We start from the raw sequence: 15,982 nt of genomic DNA, 5'->3' as shown, positions 1-15,982 counted from the left end.
TGCGAGGGCATTCTATGAGCTATCAATCACTTTATTCAACTGTTACCACGATACATTTCTACGTAAGAACAAAAAATCCGCTAAAATACTCTTCTATGCTAGTTTTTACGAAATATATTTTTTTAAAAAACCTACTTGACACTAGCACGTTTGGCTTGTATTATTTAACTTGTTGCTTAAACGACTGTGCGGAAGTAGTTCAGTGGTAGAACACCACCTTGCCAAGGTGGGGGTCGCGAGTTCGAACCTCGTCTTCCGCTCCATATAGTAATTGGCGGCCTAGCTCAGCTGGCTAGAGCGTACGGTTCATACCCGTAAGGTCGGGGGTTCGATCCCCTCGGCCGCCACCATAGTAGGCCCGTTGGTCAAGTGGTTAAGACACCGCCCTTTCACGGCGGTAACACGGGTTCGAATCCCGTACGGGTCATTTCAAATAGGCGCCTCAGAACTAAATTCTGAGGCGCCTATTTTTATTGTAATCTATTTTGTCACTATTCCCATCTATCCGTCTGTTCATTTATAGCTATGTGACTGCGTATAAAAATATGGCATACTAAAGAAAAGAGTGTTTTTTAGGAGGTTAAATTCCCTTGAGTGCATTAACAAAAGCCGCGTTAATTTGCGGAAGTGGCTCGATGATTATTCTTATTTCAATTCTTATTAATTTACCTTTTTTTGTTCAAATAATCCTATTACTTTGTGGACTTGCCGTGAGTGTATATGGTGTTTTCTTACTTGTCAAAATGGTTACTCATCCAGTGGAGAAAACATCCATAGCTTCTGCCGATGAAAAAACAATAAACCCCACAAAAAAGAAAAAGAGACCTTCTTCTACTTTGTAGGTAAATGAAAAAAAGGGATTAGCTTTATTAAAAAGCTAATCCCAACTCTATTTCATACACTTTTTCTACGATTAAAACAGTCAGCAAACTACCCTCTTCTAGCTCCGCGACCTCCGCGTTTTGATTCTGTAGCACGTTTAAGTGTTGCTAGACGTTCATCACTATCTTTTAAGAAGCGTGCCATTTTTTGCTCAAAATTTTCTTTTGGCTGGTGGCGTTCGTTACGATCATTAGAACGATTATCACGACGTGGACGTGCTGGACGTTCTGGTCTCTCAGCTTGAGGCTTTGCTTTACGGATTGAAAGACCGATCTTCCCGTCCGCTTCAACATTCATCACTTTTACTTCAACTTCATCTCCAACTTTTAGATGCTCATTGATATCTTTTACATAATTGTCAGCAACTTCACTAATGTGAACTAAGCCTGTTTTGCCATCTGGCAGCTCAACGAATGCTCCAAAATTTGTGATTCCTGTTACTTTACCTTGTACCTTGCTGCCTACTTCAATTGACATAAAAAAAATGCTCCTCCTTAAAAATTAAGCGACTCATTTGAGCCATGTAATCAATTTAATCAAACCTTTTATTGCATTAAGCTTCTCTTTTCATTATATATAACAATAAAAGAGTGTCAACAATACACAGCTTTTCAGTCGTCTTTTTTATCTTCCTTATCTGGAATGATAAAAATAATCTCACCTTCATCAGATAAGTAATACTCTTTTCTTAATAGCTTTGCGATATATTCATCATCCTGTAATTGTTTGATTTTAAGATTTAATGTATCTTGTTCTTCTTTCAATTCAGTGAGATGCTGATTCGCTTCTTTCTTTAATTTCTCTTTTGCTGCTAAAGTTTCATTTTGATGTGATAGCACATTTAAGAGAAGAGCGATAATAATGACTGGTACAATCGCAAAAAAGACAATACGACGCAATTTACGTTTACGAGCCTGCTGTTTGCGATTTATAGCTCTATCCGTGTTACGGACATAGTCATTATCAAGCTTCGTGAAATTTTGTTGTTCATCATCTGATGAATGACGTCTAGTCATGCCCGCACCTCCGAAAATTATTGTTGCTTTCTATTATACTTCAAATATCGTAATTTTTTAAAAAAAGTGTAGGACAAATAGGAATAAATTTTGACAAAAGGTCTTATAACAAACATTACTATATTTATGAATAGCTGCAAAATTTGTCGAATAACAGCGACTATGAAGCGTACAATGAACCAGAAGGGTCTCCAAGTTATATTCACCACAATTCTAGCAATGAAACGTAAAAAATTTTGAAATAACGATTGATACAAAAAAATTCCGGCTATTTGCGCTAGCGGGTCATAAGCCCGCCAAGCGCCGTCTTTTAGCCAAAATAATAAATAGTATGTCGCTCCCCCAAGTAGAATCCATGTTATTAATTCAACAATCATCATCCACTTTCGAAGGCTTGACCTTTTTGGAGTTGAAAAAACTACGAGCCTTACACTATCAATAATGAAACCAACTGCTATACCGCTCAAAACCATGACAATTAATTGATATAATTGTTCACTAACAATCATCCAAATAACTTATGAAGGAAACCTTTCGAGAAGCCACTTTCCTCCTCGTCGTACTGTAAGGTTTTTACAGTTCCTTCAAGCGTCAATAATCCTTTATCAACATCTAAATGAACGATATGCAGTTCTTCTCCGCGAATTAACAAGTGCCCTTGGGACGTCTTAATGAAAAACTCTTCCTGATCAAAGCGTTCAATTGATTTTACAGAAGTCATGTCCATTCTTTTACGATTACGAATCGTTAAAATATGCTCTCCAGATGGAATTGTGTAACGATTACTTTCTTGATGTAGCGTCATTTTTTTCCTCCTTTAGTCGTCCTAGCTTCTGTTCACTTTATGCGGACAACCTTCAAAGCATGACAACTTTATTTAAGTTGTGTAATACTTTCATCCACAAAAGAAAGGTGGGACAACATTAGGAGGTTTAAAAAATAAATTTAACTTTAATCCTCATCATCAATAAATTCAGGTTCAACCTTTTCTAGTCTTTCTTCCTTCAAAATGGTAAACATTTTTGCGGCATCTTCTTTTTTCACTGTATCACGTAATTCTTCTACACGTGCAGTCACTATTTTTTGACCAAAACGAATAGCTAGCTCATCTCCTGCTTTTACTGTACTACTAGCTTTCGCTACCTTATCATTGATTGTGATACGACCTTGATCTGCCACCTCTTTCGCTAAAGTGCGGCGTTTTATTAAACGGGATACTTTTAAAAATTTATCTAGTCTCATCTTTTTACTCCTTTTCTAGTCGCTTTGCTTCATTCCAAAATGCATCTAATTGCTCTAATGTAAAATCGGAAAAAGACTTTCCACTGATCTTTACCTGTTCCTCTACATAACCGAAACGTCGTGCAAATTTTTCATTTGCATGTAGCATAGCCTCTTCTGGTGACAGTTTGTAGAAACGCGCTAAATTTACTAGTGTAAACAACACGTCACCAAATTCATCCAAACGGGATGCATTAGAGCCTTTCGTTACTTCCTGGCGAAATTCCTGCCACTCCTCATCAAATTTATCCCATGCCCCATCCACATCTGGCCAGTCAAAGCCCACTTTTGCAGCTCTTTTTTGGTAATTAAATGCTGTTTGTAATGCAGAAGAGGCTCTATACTCCTCGTCTAATAGTGGTTTATCGCTAGTACCCTTTTCTTCAGCCTTAATAGCCTCCCAATTGGCCACAACATCGTCCGCATCTTCCACTGCAACATCACCAAAAACATGTGGGTGGCGGCGAATCATTTTTTCACTAATGGAAGCTAACACATCTTCAAGTGTAAAGTAACCTTCATCTTCTCCAATTTGTGCATGTAAAAATACTTGTAATAGCACATCACCAAGTTCCTCGATCATTGCAAAATCGTCCTCAGCATCTATAGCAGCCAAATATTCATGTGCTTCTTCGAGTAAATATTTTTTTAACGACTCATGTGTTTGTTTTTGATCCCAAGGACAGCCATTTGGACCTCTTAGCGTTGCAATAATCTGACGGAATGTTGTCCAATCTTTTAATGCCTCTTCTTGCGATTTGACAGGTGGTACATAGACTGTTGTTAAATTATTAACTTCTACACTTTGATCGAGTTCATAGAGAGGTACCGTAACAATCTGTTCTTGTGCAGACCCTGCAGCCGTCACAACCGTCACAGGGTACTCGTCATCATATTTCTCCATCAACGTTAGCTTTACTTCCGAGGCACTAAATGTATCGTATACTTGCGCGATCAAAATATGTTGACGCATGTTAATGTCATGCATTGAAAAGCCGGTACCATCAAGCAATTGAAAACCTTCTATTGGATCAATTTTTAATGCACCAAAAATCGGATCTATGAAACTCTGACCGCCCTCAATGACTAACTTAATTTTGCCTTCATCCGCTGCTGCAATAAGCAGTTGCACTGTCTGTTCTGCAACTAATGGATGGCCTGGCACAGCATACATAATATCCTCAACAGCAGCAGCTTCAATAAGTGCATTTGCTATTTCCGCATAGACAGGCTGGAATGCATCATGTTTTTCATATACTTTATCAAAGCTTTCGAATTTAACACCCTCTGCTGCTAATTCCTCTAATACTGGGTGATCTATCGTACGTACATATAATTTTTTAGCAGCCTTTAATTTTCTATAAACACCCATTTGCAGCTGATTAAAATCCCCTGCACCTAAGCCAATAATTGTTAAAGTTTTCAATATTCACACCTACTTCTTTGAATTGAGCCAAAGTTGGTAAACAGCCATTCTACGTCCAAACGGCAATAAATACCACTCTTTCTCCATTAATACTCGTTTCTTCGCAATGACAGTCAGCATAACAAATGCCCCTATGGATACAGCTGTTAAACCCGTCACCATAGCTACCATACGTGAAGACAGTGAATGGCTTAAGATTGCCGATACAAACTGTAACCAGACAAGTACAACGACTGCCATACTGAAAGATGCTGTCCCAACTTTTTTATAAAAATCGACAGATGCTAGCTGAATGCCAGTCAATGTTTTTAAATAAATAATTAGTAAAATCGCTGTTAATAATAATCCTATATCATTTACGATAGCCGCTCCTAATACACCTAACCAACCGATTAATCGTACATTCAGTATCATTTTTAGCAGAAAACCTAGCATTAAAAATAGAGCTGGCTTTTTTAATTTTCCATAGCCTTGTAAGATCGCTGTAAATGTAAGAATAATCGATAATGGTACAATTTGGAATACATAGACGATTAATACTTCGGATAAAGTATTCGTTTTGAAAAGCATTTCATTTAAATACGGCATAACTAGCATTAAACCCAAGGCTGCAGACCAGCCGAATAGTATGGACGCTTTGTACGTTAATTGTATAAATGGAACTGCACTGCGCCCCTCTTGTTTTTTAGATAAATGAGCAACAAGCGGAACAATAGCAAGCGACAATGAGGATGCAATGACAACACCTAGTTGAACTAAAGGTTGTCCACGATCATAAATACCTTTTGTTTCCTTCGCCATTGTAGGATTCATACCATTATCAATTAATGCTGAATATATCGTAAACGAATCGACAAGCTGATATCCAAGTAGTAGAAGACCGCTCATACTGACACTTAAGCTTAGCCATGTCACCTCTTTAACAATGGGCAAACTTGAAATAGGATGTAGTTGTAGTTTAGTTAGCTTTAGCCCAAAACGTTTATATGAGATATAGGCAAGTAATAACAAGGCCGTAATTTCACCAATTACAGTACCAATAACAGCCATTTCACCTGCACCATAAAGGGATTTAGTAGTCGTCATAATGATAAATGTTCCTGCTAAAATAACAGTAACTCTTACCGCTTGTTCGAGGACTTGGGCATAAGCAATCGGCTCCATAATGCCTCTAGATTGGAAGCCACCTTTTAAAATAGCCAATGCTGGCATAACCAATACTACAAATGAGCCTGAGCGAATCAATGGTGCTAATTGAGCATCTCCCATCAATTGGGCAATTTTTTCAGCTCCTCCAAATAAAACAGCAAAAAACAGTAGCGATAACACCGTCAAATACCGGAAAACCACACGCATAATAGTGCTTCGTCTTTGATTACGTTCTATTGTATCAACAATGCAATCATTATCTGCAAGCATTTTAGAAATGGCTATAGCAAAGCCACTAGATGTCCAAACAACGAAAATCGATATAACTGGATATACCTGTTGATAGATATAAAAGCCTTCATCTCCAACTAGATTTTGAAAAGGTACACGATAAATTGCACTAAGAACCTTTACAATAAGAGCCGCTATTGTCAATAAGGCGGCACCCTTCATGTAGCTTTTCATGCCAAAACGTTGCGACATAAATTGCCCTCTTTCCTTCTTAACAATGCCAATAGTATAGCATATCTCAAAAGTTTGACGCGCTAAGGAGCTATACTGTTCCTATATTGACCAATCTTTATGTACGCAAAAAAAGTTATTGTTCAGCCTTAAAGGTCATCGCAATAACTTTTCCATGCATCAACTATTCATTTGTTTAGCTAAGAAGTTTGCAGCTGTTTCCACTACTTTTACCTCTACTTCACCGACAAAATGTACTTTAGATAAGGCAATAATGCAACCTATCGGATCACCGTTCACCATAATAGGTGTCGCACAATACGATTTCACTTGCTCATATTGCCCAGGGACAATTTCAATCGTTGTCTCCATTTTTTCTATTTTTGTTGAGCGCTCTTCCATGAAGCTCTCCGCAAAGGATGTAATGCGACGGTTAATATATTCCTTTTTACCAATCCCTGCAACTGCGATTACCTCATCGCGGTCAGTGACAAATGCTGGTGTTCCTAATGTTTCATAAAGTGTTTCAACATATTCTCTTGCAAATTCACCCAAATCATTGATGGGCGAATATTTTTTTAATATGACTTCACCTTCACGGTCCGTATAAATTTCAAGCGGGTCGCCTTCACGAATACGTAGCGTCCTACGAATTTCTTTCGGAATAACCACACGCCCTAAATCATCAATACGACGAACAATTCCTGTTGCCTTCATTCTAATGCCTCGCTTTCGCTACAATGAAATTTTTATTCAACTATAGTATGGTTTTTTTTTAAACAATCTATGCAAAAACTGAAGAAAAAGGATTTCACAACCATCAAATTTTTTCAAAAAACTTTATTACTTACATCAATCAACTCCTTATTAGATTACCCAAGGAACAAATTTCTATAATCAATTCATAAAAAAAACTGGAAAAATAAAAAGGCTATCTTATCTCTTCCATAAAAAGATAAGATTAGCCTTTTGCTATTTTTTTGCCTTATCGATAATTTGCATTAGCTCTTCCAAAATATCAAAGGGTTGATATTTTCCGCTCTTACGCTCATCGATTGTTAATTTCAACTGCATGCCATCCATACCAAAGCCAACAGCACGCTCAAACTTCATTGACGCTTCAATAATCTTACTGCCATCGACATTGGCTGTCCCCTGTTCGGATAATAGGATAGTAATAATTTTTTGCTTTTCCTTTACAGATACTACTCCAGCACCTAAGCCCCAAACCTTCATTCTTGCTATTCGTAGTAGACGCTCTGTTTCTATTGGAAGATCGCCAAATCGATCCTCCAATTCCTCCATGATTTCTTCGTACTCCTCCACCTGATCCATTGCCTTAATACGTTTATACATTTGGATTTTTTGATACCCATCTGGAATATAGGCATCAGGGATATAAGCATCAACACTTAGCAATATTTCTATATCTGGCTTTTCTTCTTTTTTCACACCTGTTTGACGTTCAGCAATGGCATCCTGAAGCATTTGTGAGTATAAATCAAAGCCGACTGAATCGATAAAGCCATGCTGCTGCGCACCAAGTAAGTTACCTGCTCCCCGAATAGATAAATCACGCATAGCAATTTTAAAGCCGGAGCCTAGCTCAGTAAATTCTTTAATTGCCTGCAATCGTTGTTCTGCTACATCTGTCAATACTTTGTCACGTTGGTACATAAAGTACGCATAGGCTACCCTGTTAGAGCGACCAACACGTCCACGTAATTGATAGAGCTGCGCTAAGCCCATGCGATCAGCATCATGAACAATTAATGTATTCACATTTGGTATATCGACGCCTGTCTCAATAATGGTTGTTGTAACAAGCACATCATAGTCACCCTCTAAAAAGGCTAAAATCACAGATTCCAGCTCTGACTCTGTCATTTTTCCATGCGCAAAGCCTATACGTGCTTCAGGGACAAGCACTTGAATCTCCTCAACCTTTCGAGCCATATCTTCTACTCGGTTATATAAATAAAACACTTGTCCGCCACGCGCCATTTCCCGCTCAATAGCTTCTCGCACTAATGCGCCACTGTGCTCCATCACATACGTTTGAACCGGGAATCGGTTAGCTGGTGGCGTTTCAATAACAGATAAATCTCGGACTCCTACCATTGACATGTGAAGTGTCCTCGGGATTGGAGTTGCCGTTAAAGTTAAAACATCAACATTTGTCTTTAGCTGTTTAATTTTTTCCTTATGTGTCACACCAAAGCGTTGTTCTTCGTCAACAATTAACAAACCAAGATCTTGGAAAATTAAATCTTTAGATAAAATTCGATGTGTTCCTATAACTATATCAACGCGCCCCTCTTTTAAGCCTTTTAATGTGGCAGACTGCTCCTTTTTCGTTCGGAAACGAGATAACAGGCCAACATTAATGGCAAAATCCTGAAAGCGCTCACGGATGGTTTCATAATGCTGCTGGGCTAAAATCGTTGTAGGAACGAGGAATGCAACCTGTTTACCATCTTGAATAGCTTTAAATGCTGCACGAATGGCTACCTCGGTTTTACCATAGCCTACATCACCGCACACTAAACGGTCCATAGGGCGTTCTCGCTCCATATCTCGTTTCACTTCTACAATAGAACGTAGCTGATCCTCTGTTTCCTCATAAGGGAACAATGACTCGAAATTACGCTGGTCATCATTATCAGGTGTAAAAGCATGCCCCTTCTCAGCTTCACGCTTCGCATATAGCTTAATTAAATCGTCGGCAATATCCTGTACAGCAGAAGATACCTTCGCTTTAGCCTTTTTCCATTCAGCGCCACCTAATTTATGTAGCTTCGGTTCACGATCCTCTGACGCCACATATTTTTGGATTAAGTCTATTTGTTCTACAGGTACGTATAGTTTATCGTCTGCACGATAGCGAATATGCAAATAATCCTTATGTGTACCATTGACCTCTAATGTTTCTACACCAATATATTTACCAATCCCATGATGAACATGTACAACATAATCACCTGGTTTAATTTCCGTATAGCTTTTAATACGTTCAGCATTAGTCATTTTTTGTGTACGTGCTTTTTTCTTTGCCTGCTGTTTAAAAAGCTCGTCTTCTGTCACAATTGCTAAACGTTGCAGTGGCAACTCAAAGCCACTCGACAAGCCACCATCTACTATATAAATACCAGGTTCTGTTGGTTCACCAATAGCCGTATGAATATCGTATTCTCCAAGCATGTGCTGAACCCGTTTAACACGTTCTTTATCTCTTGCAACAATCAGTACGGTAAATTTACCAAGTAACCAACGTTCGACTTCAGTTTGAAGCAATGACATTTGTCCGTGAAATTGCTGCATTGGCTTACAAGAGAAATTAGTTGTCTTATTAAACGTTATTCCAGCAAATGTTCTTGAAAATAATGAAAATGATAGCTTCTGTTGTGACAACATTGCTTGTATTTCTTTTAATGTAAAGGCAGGTTTGACATCATGAACCATTTTTCCTTCTTCAATTAAAGATAAAAACCATTCATCCTCTTCACGTTCCCATGCATCCATCACTTCCTGAATGCGTCCAAGCTCGTCAAAGAGCACAATACCATCTTGTGCAAAATAATCTCCTAAATAAGCTGTTTTATCGTATAATAATGAGCCGTATTTATTTACGTAGTCGGGTAAATTCCCTTGCTGTAACAATTCAATATCATATTGAATATATTGATACAGAAGTTCTTTTGTCTCCTGCTTTTTTACCTTCTTTAGGCTTGCAGCCAATGCCGCTTCTAAACGGCCTGCTAATGCCTGCCTTTCTAACTTAGTTAGAATGACCTCTGAAGCAGGAAGAATACGAATCTTTTGTAATTTATCAATCGAACGTTGATCATCTGCTGAAAATGTTCGTATGGAATCAACCTCAGTATCAAATAATTCAATTCGAATAGGTGCTTCCAAATAAGGTGGATAAATATCTAGTATGCCTCCGCGCAACGCAAATTCTCCAGGTGTCGTTACCATTGAATTACGCACATAGCCCATTTCAACTAATGTTTGTAACCAAGTATCTATTTCAATCTCATCGCCTACAGCTGTTTGTAAAAAATATTGTAGCCAATGTTCCTTAGGCTGCATTATTTTCCGTAAACCTGCCACTGGTATGACGTAGACAGCCTTCTCACCTCTAGCTAAGCAATCGAGTGTTGCAATTCGCTCCGCACGTAGTTCTGGTGAAGCAACAGAAAGGTCTGCTGCAATGAATTCATCCGCTGGATAATAATGAACATGCTCTTCACCTAATAATCCAGCAAGCTCATCAACCATCTTTTGTGCCTGCAGTAGATTAGGAGAAACAATGTAGATTGGCTTCTTCACATGCTCAAATAACGCATCGACCATTACGGGGCGTGCGCTTCCTGTTAAACCAGTAATAAGCTGTGATGCAGTTTGACCGCTCTGAATCTCCTGTAAAAATGATGTAATATGTTTATCCTGCGACACAAGCTGTCGTAAAACCTCCACAGTCAAAAGCTCCTTTCAGCATAAAATTCTAAATTTTCAATGCTATTATTCTAGTACTATTTTATTTATCTTTCTTATCAGCTATTTTATAAAATGGAAAAAGCCTTGAACACACATGAAGTGCGTCAAAGCATCCTTCCAATTATTGAATCCATTTATTGAGTGCGTGATAATCTGGATATTGTTTCAGCGAATCCTCACATTGCTCACAAATGCAGTGCACAGTCGTTTGTCCATGTTGATCTTTCTCAACATAATCATCTGCTTCTCCCAATTCAAAAATATGCAATTTTCGAATTGTATCATCTGCATCAAATGGTAGTGTCCCTATTTCTACTTCACAATGCCGACATCGGTAGCGAACTGACATCTCCAAATCATCCTCCTTTAAGCAGCTTTCTACTTAAAGTATAGACATTTATAAAACGGATTATGCACTTTCCAATGGCATCCGCATTGCAATAACTTGAAAATTAGAGAATTGATTTTTGCTTGTAGTAAAGACTAATCACTACAAACATCAGCTGTCATGATAGTAAAAGGTCTGTAGTCATTCACCTTAAACCAGTCCAATTATCCAAAGACTTTAACGGAAATTTATTAGTGGCATTCCATCTATTTGCTAGCGTTAAAGTGATTCATCACATCAAGAAATGGCTTTGAAAGGGATGCTTCAACAGCATTTACAGAATTTTCAATGGCTTCTTCAATAAGACCTTGATCGTCCTTTGAAAATCTTGCTAATACATAGTCTGCTACCTTCATACCAGCTGGTGGGCGGCTAATCCCTACTCGGATACGATTAAATTCCTGAGTACCAAGATGCTGAATTAAGGATTTAATGCCGTTATGACCACCTGCACTTCCTTTTTGTCGCAGACGTAATTTACCTGTTTCTAAATCTAAGTCATCATAAATAACAATCAAATCTTCTACATCAATATCAAAATAATCCATAAGGGGACCGACACATTCCCCTGATAAATTCATATATGTTAAAGGTTTAACAAGTAGAACCTTTCCCTCAGGTCGATGTACAGTTGTATACATCCCATTAAATTTCGAGTTTGTTAAAGGTGTCCCCCATTTTTCTGCTAATGCATCAATAACATCAAAGCCAATATTATGTCTTGTATGTTCATAAGGTTTACCTGGATTTCCTAATCCAACGATAATTTTCATAAGTACCTCTCTCTTCTTTCCAATCTAATAGTCATTATTTTACCATATAGCACACCTAGAAAGCATTTTGTACAATCCTACTGACATAAAAAAAGGCTAATAAGAAAGCCGTAGCCTCCTTATTAGCCTTACCCATTATTTACTTTTATACTTGCTCTTCCACACTTTCTGTAGTCTCTTCCCCTACAGAAGGAGGCGCCACAACGGTTACTAATATATAGTCATCTTCACTGATGATTTCAACAGGTATTTTTTCACGAATATCTGCTACCGTTAGGGTTTCCCCGATTTTCAATGCTGAAATATCAACATCAATTGATTCAGGTAACGCCGCAGGTTTTACTTTCACTTTCAATTCTAAGTTAGGCTGCATTAAAATACCGCCCTCACTTACTCCAACTGACTGACCAAGTAATTTAATCGGAACATCAGCTTCTAACTCTTCAGCCATATTAATAGCTAAAAAGTCGACATGATTTACTTCATCTTTCAATGAACATTGCTGTACCTCTGACACAACAGCATTCACTTTTTTCCCCTCTAACTCTAGTGAAAACACACTATTTTGCCCATTTTTTTGAATGGATTTTTTAAAATCTTTTGCAGCAATAGAAATTGGGGTTGAATCTAACTTATAGCCGTAAATAACTGCAGGAATGGCTCCCCCTTTTCTAAGTTGGGTTAATGTCGAACGATGCCCAGTTTCGCGCCTTGTAACACTTAATACTGTACTCATACCTCTTTATTCCCCTTCCAAGAAAATTATTTACGCCTTATCAACAATGTATTTGTTGAAGGCTATGATAATATTTAGCTCTATTTTTTAACTTAGAGTAAATATTATTAAGACACATTATCTATTATACCCCTTTGTGAGATGATTCACACCAAAAGCACTCATCTATTACGTCATCTTCACAAAAATGAATATAAAAAAGACAAATCCACCCAAAAAGGTAGATTTGTCTTTAACTCGCCATATTTATTAATCAAATAGAGTACTTACAGATTTGTTTTCATAAACACGAGAAATAGCATCAGCCATTAATTTAGCTACAGAAAGCTCCGTAATTTTAGGCGATTTTTTCTCTGCTGGCAACTGAATTGTATTTGTCACAACTAATTCTTTAATAGAAGAGTTTTCAATACGTTCAATCGCTGGGCCAGATAATACAGGGTGTGAGCAGCAAGCATAAACTTCTTTAGCGCCAGCAGCACGTAAAGCATCGGCACCAATTGTAATTGTACCTGCTGTATCAATAATATCATCAATCAAGATTGCCACTTTACCATCAACATTACCAACAATGTTCATAACTTCCGCAACATTTGGTTTCGGACGACGTTTGTCAATAATTGCAATCGGTGCTTTTAATCGTTCAGCCATTTTACGAGCACGTGTTACCCCACCGTGGTCTGGTGAAACAATCACGATTTCATCATCTGGAATACCTTTAGATTTGAAGTAATCAGATAGTAATGGTACCGCCATTAAGTGGTCAATTAAGATATCGAAGAAACCTTGGATTTGAGGTGCGTGTAGATCTAATACGATAACACGTGTTGCACCAGCAGTCTCAAGTAGGTTAGCCACTAATTTAGCTGTAATTGGCTCACGCGCCTTTGCTTTACGGTCTTGGCGTGCATAACCATAATAAGGCATTACAACGTTTACTGTACGAGCAGACGCACGTTTAACTGCATCTACCATAATTAAAAGCTCCATTAAATGTTCGTTTACTGGTGCAGAAGTAGACTGCACGATAAACACATCACAACCACGAATACTTTCTTCAATGCTAATTTGAACTTCTCCATCGCTGAAGTGCTTAACAGAAGATTTACCTAATTCAACGCCCATTTCCTGCGCAATTTCTTGAGCTAATGGATTATTGGAATTAAGTGAAAATATTTTTAATTGTGAGTTTGCATAATGATACGGCATGATGGCCTCCTGTTTAGTTGATAATTATTTTGAATTTAATTTGCTTACATAATTCGGTTTGTTTTCTTGTCGTGCACGAGCTATTGCTAGTGCGTCTTCAGGAACTTCTTTTGTAATTGTAGAACCTGCTGCAATAAATGAACCTTTTCCAACTTTCACTGGTGCTACTAAGTTAGTATTACATCCTACAAATACATCATCTTCAATAATTGTTTTGAACTTGTTTTTTCCATCATAATTTACTGTAATGGAACCACAGCCAATATTGACGTTACTGCCTATTTCTGCATCACCAATATAGCTTAAATGCGATACTTTCGTGTCATTATCTAGCTTGCTTTTCTTCACTTCTACAAAGTTACCAATTTTCACATGGCTACCGATGTCTGAAAGTGGTCGAATATGAGCAAATGGCCCAATAGCTGTATCATCCGCAATAGCGCTTTCACGTACAACAGAAGAATGTACAGTTGTGCGGTCACCAATGCGACTATCTACAATTTGAGTATTTGGTCCAATTATGCAATCTTCACCGATAACAGTGGCACCTTCAATCATTGAGCCTGGTTGAATAACCGTATCGCACCCAATAACTGCGTCTGCGCTAATATGCGTTGTTTCAGGATGTATAATTGTGACACCATTACGCATATGTTTTTCATTGATTCTCGTACGCATTAATGTCTCAGCTTGTGACAAAGCTACACGATCATTGACACCTAATGTTTCTTCAAAATCATCAGTGACATAAGCTTCAACAATATCACCTTGCTTTTGTAAAATTTCAATGACATCCGGTAAATAATATTCACCTTGTGCATTGTCATTTTTCACAAGCTTCAATGTTTCAAATAACAATTTGTTATCAAAGCAGTATGTGCCCGTGTTTATTTCTTTTACTAATTGCTGTTCTGCTGAAGCGTCCTTTTGCTCAACAATTTGCTCAACCTGTCCGTTATCGCCACGTAAAATACGACCATAGCCAGTTGGATTTTCCGCAATCGCTGTTAAAATAGTTGCTTTAGCATTCTTTGCTTGGTGATGTTCGAATAAAGCCTGCATTGTTTCAGGACGAATTAGTGGTGTATCCCCACATACAACTAATGTAGTTCCTTCTTCGTTACCTAAAATAGCCTCAGCTTGTTGAACAGCATGAGCTGTACCTAACTGTTCGGCCTGCAGAACATACTCGCTTTTATCTCCAAGCTGTTGTTGCACTTTCTCTGCACCATGTCCAACAACCGTTACAATGCGATTTACATCTAACGTTTGAATATGATCCACCACATGTTGCACCATTGGTTTCCCACATACTGGATGGAGCACTTTATATAATTTGGACTTCATACGTGTACCTTGACCTGCAGCCAAAATGACAGCAAAAATATTGCTCATCTGTAAGTCCTCCAATACGCTCATTTTCTCTTATGACTATATAGCAAAATTCATCTATTTTCAAGGCATGTAGAGTTGACAAAAAGATGAATTACAAAATCCATTGCACCTTATGCTCGATTGTCATGAAGTATATCCTAAAATTACTCATATTCTCTTTTTATCAAAATAAAAAGAACCCTTCCTACTAGAAGAGTTCTTCCTCATTTTCTACACATTAATTTGTAGCAAATCCTTTAATAGGTATTTATTCCCTTTTTATTACACACCAATACCCTCTAATTCTTCCTCTTTGCCCGTTTCCTCTATTTCGCTAGAGTTATGATAGGCGTTTAAAATGATCTCTTGAATTTTATTTCGAGTGTCAGAATTAATTGGATGCGCAATATCTCTAAACTCCCCATCCGGTGTTCGTTTACTTGGCATAGCTACGAATAAACCAGTATTTCCATCAATTACACGAATATCATGAACAACAAACTCATTGTCAAGTGTAATGGAAGCAATCGCACGCATGCGACCATCCGTCTGTACTCGACGTAATCTCACATCAGTAACTTCCATTTTCTCACCACCTCTCTTCTTAGATGCCTTCATGAAAATATCATATCCTCAATTACCGAATATTTTCCTTTTAATAGTCTATCAAATTTTCTAAAAAATTTGAATACTTATTAGAATAATATTTTTTCTTATATACGGAATTTTTGACAATTGTTTGTCAGCTTAAAAAAATTCCCTAAAAAGAAGAGCCTTTCTTTTTAG

16 protein-coding genes and 3 tRNA genes are annotated in these 15,982 nt (G+C 37.8%); 4 read left to right on the top strand and 15 right to left on the bottom strand.

Translation table 11 applies throughout. The features are described 5' to 3' along the window. The first annotated feature begins 188 nt into the window (after positions 1-188). The 4 genes from MKY46_RS00450 to MKY46_RS00435 all read left to right on the top strand — a co-directional run bounded on the left by MKY46_RS00450 (position 189) and on the right by MKY46_RS00435 (position 842). Positions 189-263, top strand: a tRNA-Gly gene (locus tag MKY46_RS00450). 10 nt (positions 264-273) lie between these two features. Beyond that, a tRNA-Met gene (locus tag MKY46_RS00445) sits at positions 274-350 on the top strand. Between the two features lie 5 nt (positions 351-355). Continuing rightward, positions 356-427: transfer RNA gene (locus MKY46_RS00440), tRNA-Glu, on the top strand. Positions 428-590: 163 nt separating this feature from the next. Beyond that, the gene (locus MKY46_RS00435; protein ID WP_036122369.1) at positions 591-842 is read left to right on the top strand and encodes a hypothetical protein; all 252 of its coding nucleotides are present in this window, start codon (positions 591-593) and stop codon (positions 840-842) included. A gap of 88 nt (positions 843-930) precedes the next feature. On the opposite strand, the gene MKY46_RS00430 is transcribed toward MKY46_RS00435, so the two are convergent. The 15 genes from MKY46_RS00430 to spoVG all read right to left on the bottom strand — a co-directional run bounded on the left by MKY46_RS00430 (position 931) and on the right by spoVG (position 15,781). After that, complete coding sequence (locus MKY46_RS00430) at positions 931-1,359, bottom strand: S1 domain-containing RNA-binding protein (RefSeq protein WP_004229154.1); 429 nt, start codon at positions 1,357-1,359, stop codon at positions 931-933. Positions 1,360-1,493: 134 nt separating this feature from the next. Then, positions 1,494-1,898 carry an FtsB family cell division protein gene (locus tag MKY46_RS00425; protein WP_036122366.1) on the bottom strand — a complete coding sequence of 135 codons (405 nt, stop codon included), beginning with the start codon at positions 1,896-1,898 and terminating at the stop codon, positions 1,494-1,496. 17 nt (positions 1,899-1,915) lie between these two features. Then, entirely contained in the window at positions 1,916-2,407 is a 492-nt protein-coding gene (gene yabQ, locus MKY46_RS00420; RefSeq protein WP_036122364.1) for a spore cortex biosynthesis protein YabQ, read from the bottom strand. Then, the gene (gene yabP / locus MKY46_RS00415; protein WP_004229167.1) at positions 2,404-2,703 is read right to left on the bottom strand and encodes a sporulation protein YabP; all 300 of its coding nucleotides are present in this window, start codon (positions 2,701-2,703) and stop codon (positions 2,404-2,406) included. The genes yabQ and yabP overlap by 4 nt, the downstream gene beginning before the upstream one ends. A 146-nt stretch (positions 2,704-2,849) precedes the next feature. Further along, complete coding sequence (locus tag MKY46_RS00410) at positions 2,850-3,140, bottom strand: RNA-binding S4 domain-containing protein (protein ID WP_036122359.1); 291 nt, start codon at positions 3,138-3,140, stop codon at positions 2,850-2,852. A gap of 4 nt (positions 3,141-3,144) precedes the next feature. Further along, positions 3,145-4,605, bottom strand: a complete 1,461-nt coding sequence (gene mazG, locus MKY46_RS00405; protein WP_036122356.1) for a nucleoside triphosphate pyrophosphohydrolase — start codon at positions 4,603-4,605, stop codon at positions 3,145-3,147. A gap of 9 nt (positions 4,606-4,614) precedes the next feature. Continuing rightward, positions 4,615-6,237: a putative polysaccharide biosynthesis protein gene (locus tag MKY46_RS00400; RefSeq protein ID WP_036122352.1), complete on the bottom strand. Its 1,623-nt coding sequence runs from the start codon at positions 6,235-6,237 to the stop codon at positions 4,615-4,617. Positions 6,238-6,396: 159 nt separating this feature from the next. Then, positions 6,397-6,933 (bottom strand): stage V sporulation protein T, encoded by a 537-nt coding sequence (gene spoVT, locus MKY46_RS00395; RefSeq protein WP_036122344.1) that lies wholly within the window; start codon positions 6,931-6,933, stop codon positions 6,397-6,399. Between the two features lie 255 nt (positions 6,934-7,188). After that, positions 7,189-10,695, bottom strand: coding sequence for a transcription-repair coupling factor (gene mfd / locus MKY46_RS00390; RefSeq protein ID WP_036122341.1), 3,507 nt, complete (start codon positions 10,693-10,695; stop codon positions 7,189-7,191). Between the two features lie 142 nt (positions 10,696-10,837). Then, a complete protein-coding gene (locus tag MKY46_RS00385; protein WP_004229176.1) occupies positions 10,838-11,065 on the bottom strand; it encodes an anti-sigma-F factor Fin in 228 nt (75 codons plus the stop codon). Positions 11,066-11,310: 245 nt separating this feature from the next. After that, a complete protein-coding gene (gene pth, locus MKY46_RS00380; RefSeq protein WP_036122336.1) occupies positions 11,311-11,877 on the bottom strand; it encodes an aminoacyl-tRNA hydrolase in 567 nt (188 codons plus the stop codon). A gap of 145 nt (positions 11,878-12,022) precedes the next feature. After that, positions 12,023-12,613 carry a 50S ribosomal protein L25/general stress protein Ctc gene (locus MKY46_RS00375; RefSeq protein WP_036122334.1) on the bottom strand — a complete coding sequence of 197 codons (591 nt, stop codon included), beginning with the start codon at positions 12,611-12,613 and terminating at the stop codon, positions 12,023-12,025. A gap of 249 nt (positions 12,614-12,862) precedes the next feature. Beyond that, positions 12,863-13,822, bottom strand: a complete 960-nt coding sequence (locus MKY46_RS00370; protein WP_036122331.1) for a ribose-phosphate diphosphokinase — start codon at positions 13,820-13,822, stop codon at positions 12,863-12,865. A gap of 24 nt (positions 13,823-13,846) precedes the next feature. Continuing rightward, positions 13,847-15,217 carry a bifunctional UDP-N-acetylglucosamine diphosphorylase/glucosamine-1-phosphate N-acetyltransferase GlmU gene (gene glmU / locus MKY46_RS00365; protein ID WP_036122328.1) on the bottom strand — a complete coding sequence of 457 codons (1,371 nt, stop codon included), beginning with the start codon at positions 15,215-15,217 and terminating at the stop codon, positions 13,847-13,849. Between the two features lie 261 nt (positions 15,218-15,478). After that, a complete protein-coding gene (gene spoVG / locus MKY46_RS00360; protein WP_036122325.1) occupies positions 15,479-15,781 on the bottom strand; it encodes a septation regulator SpoVG in 303 nt (100 codons plus the stop codon). Between the last annotated feature and the right edge of the window lie 201 nt (positions 15,782-15,982).

The sequence above is a fragment of the Lysinibacillus sp. FSL M8-0355 genome (assembly GCF_038008985.1).
Classification (GTDB): domain Bacteria; phylum Bacillota; class Bacilli; order Bacillales_A; family Planococcaceae; genus Lysinibacillus; species Lysinibacillus fusiformis_D.
The sequence above is the reverse complement of the archived record's forward strand: the minus strand, read 5'-3'. Positions and strand labels throughout refer to the sequence as shown.

Excerpts from the sequence above, each read along its gene's own strand:
- MKY46_RS00385 (WP_004229176.1), bottom strand. The coding sequence starts at position 11,065 with ATGTCAGTTCGCTACCGATGTCGGCATTGTGAAGTAGAAATAGGGACA.
- pth (WP_036122336.1), bottom strand. The coding sequence starts at position 11,877 with ATGAAAATTATCGTTGGATTAGGAAATCCAGGTAAACCTTATGAACAT.
- MKY46_RS00400 (WP_036122352.1), bottom strand. The coding sequence starts at position 6,237 with ATGTCGCAACGTTTTGGCATGAAAAGCTACATGAAGGGTGCCGCCTTA.
- yabQ (WP_036122364.1), bottom strand. The coding sequence starts at position 2,407 with ATGATTGTTAGTGAACAATTATATCAATTAATTGTCATGGTTTTGAGC.
- MKY46_RS00375 (WP_036122334.1), bottom strand. The coding sequence starts at position 12,613 with ATGAGTACAGTATTAAGTGTTACAAGGCGCGAAACTGGGCATCGTTCG.
- MKY46_RS00370 (WP_036122331.1), bottom strand. The coding sequence starts at position 13,822 with ATGCCGTATCATTATGCAAACTCACAATTAAAAATATTTTCACTTAAT.
- MKY46_RS00430 (WP_004229154.1), bottom strand. The coding sequence starts at position 1,359 with ATGTCAATTGAAGTAGGCAGCAAGGTACAAGGTAAAGTAACAGGAATC.
- spoVT (WP_036122344.1), bottom strand. The coding sequence starts at position 6,933 with ATGAAGGCAACAGGAATTGTTCGTCGTATTGATGATTTAGGGCGTGTG.
- spoVG (WP_036122325.1), bottom strand. The coding sequence starts at position 15,781 with ATGGAAGTTACTGATGTGAGATTACGTCGAGTACAGACGGATGGTCGC.
- MKY46_RS00410 (WP_036122359.1), bottom strand. The coding sequence starts at position 3,140 with ATGAGACTAGATAAATTTTTAAAAGTATCCCGTTTAATAAAACGCCGC.
- yabP (WP_004229167.1), bottom strand. The coding sequence starts at position 2,703 with ATGACGCTACATCAAGAAAGTAATCGTTACACAATTCCATCTGGAGAG.
- MKY46_RS00425 (WP_036122366.1), bottom strand. The coding sequence starts at position 1,898 with ATGACTAGACGTCATTCATCAGATGATGAACAACAAAATTTCACGAAG.
- glmU (WP_036122328.1), bottom strand. The coding sequence starts at position 15,217 with ATGAGCAATATTTTTGCTGTCATTTTGGCTGCAGGTCAAGGTACACGT.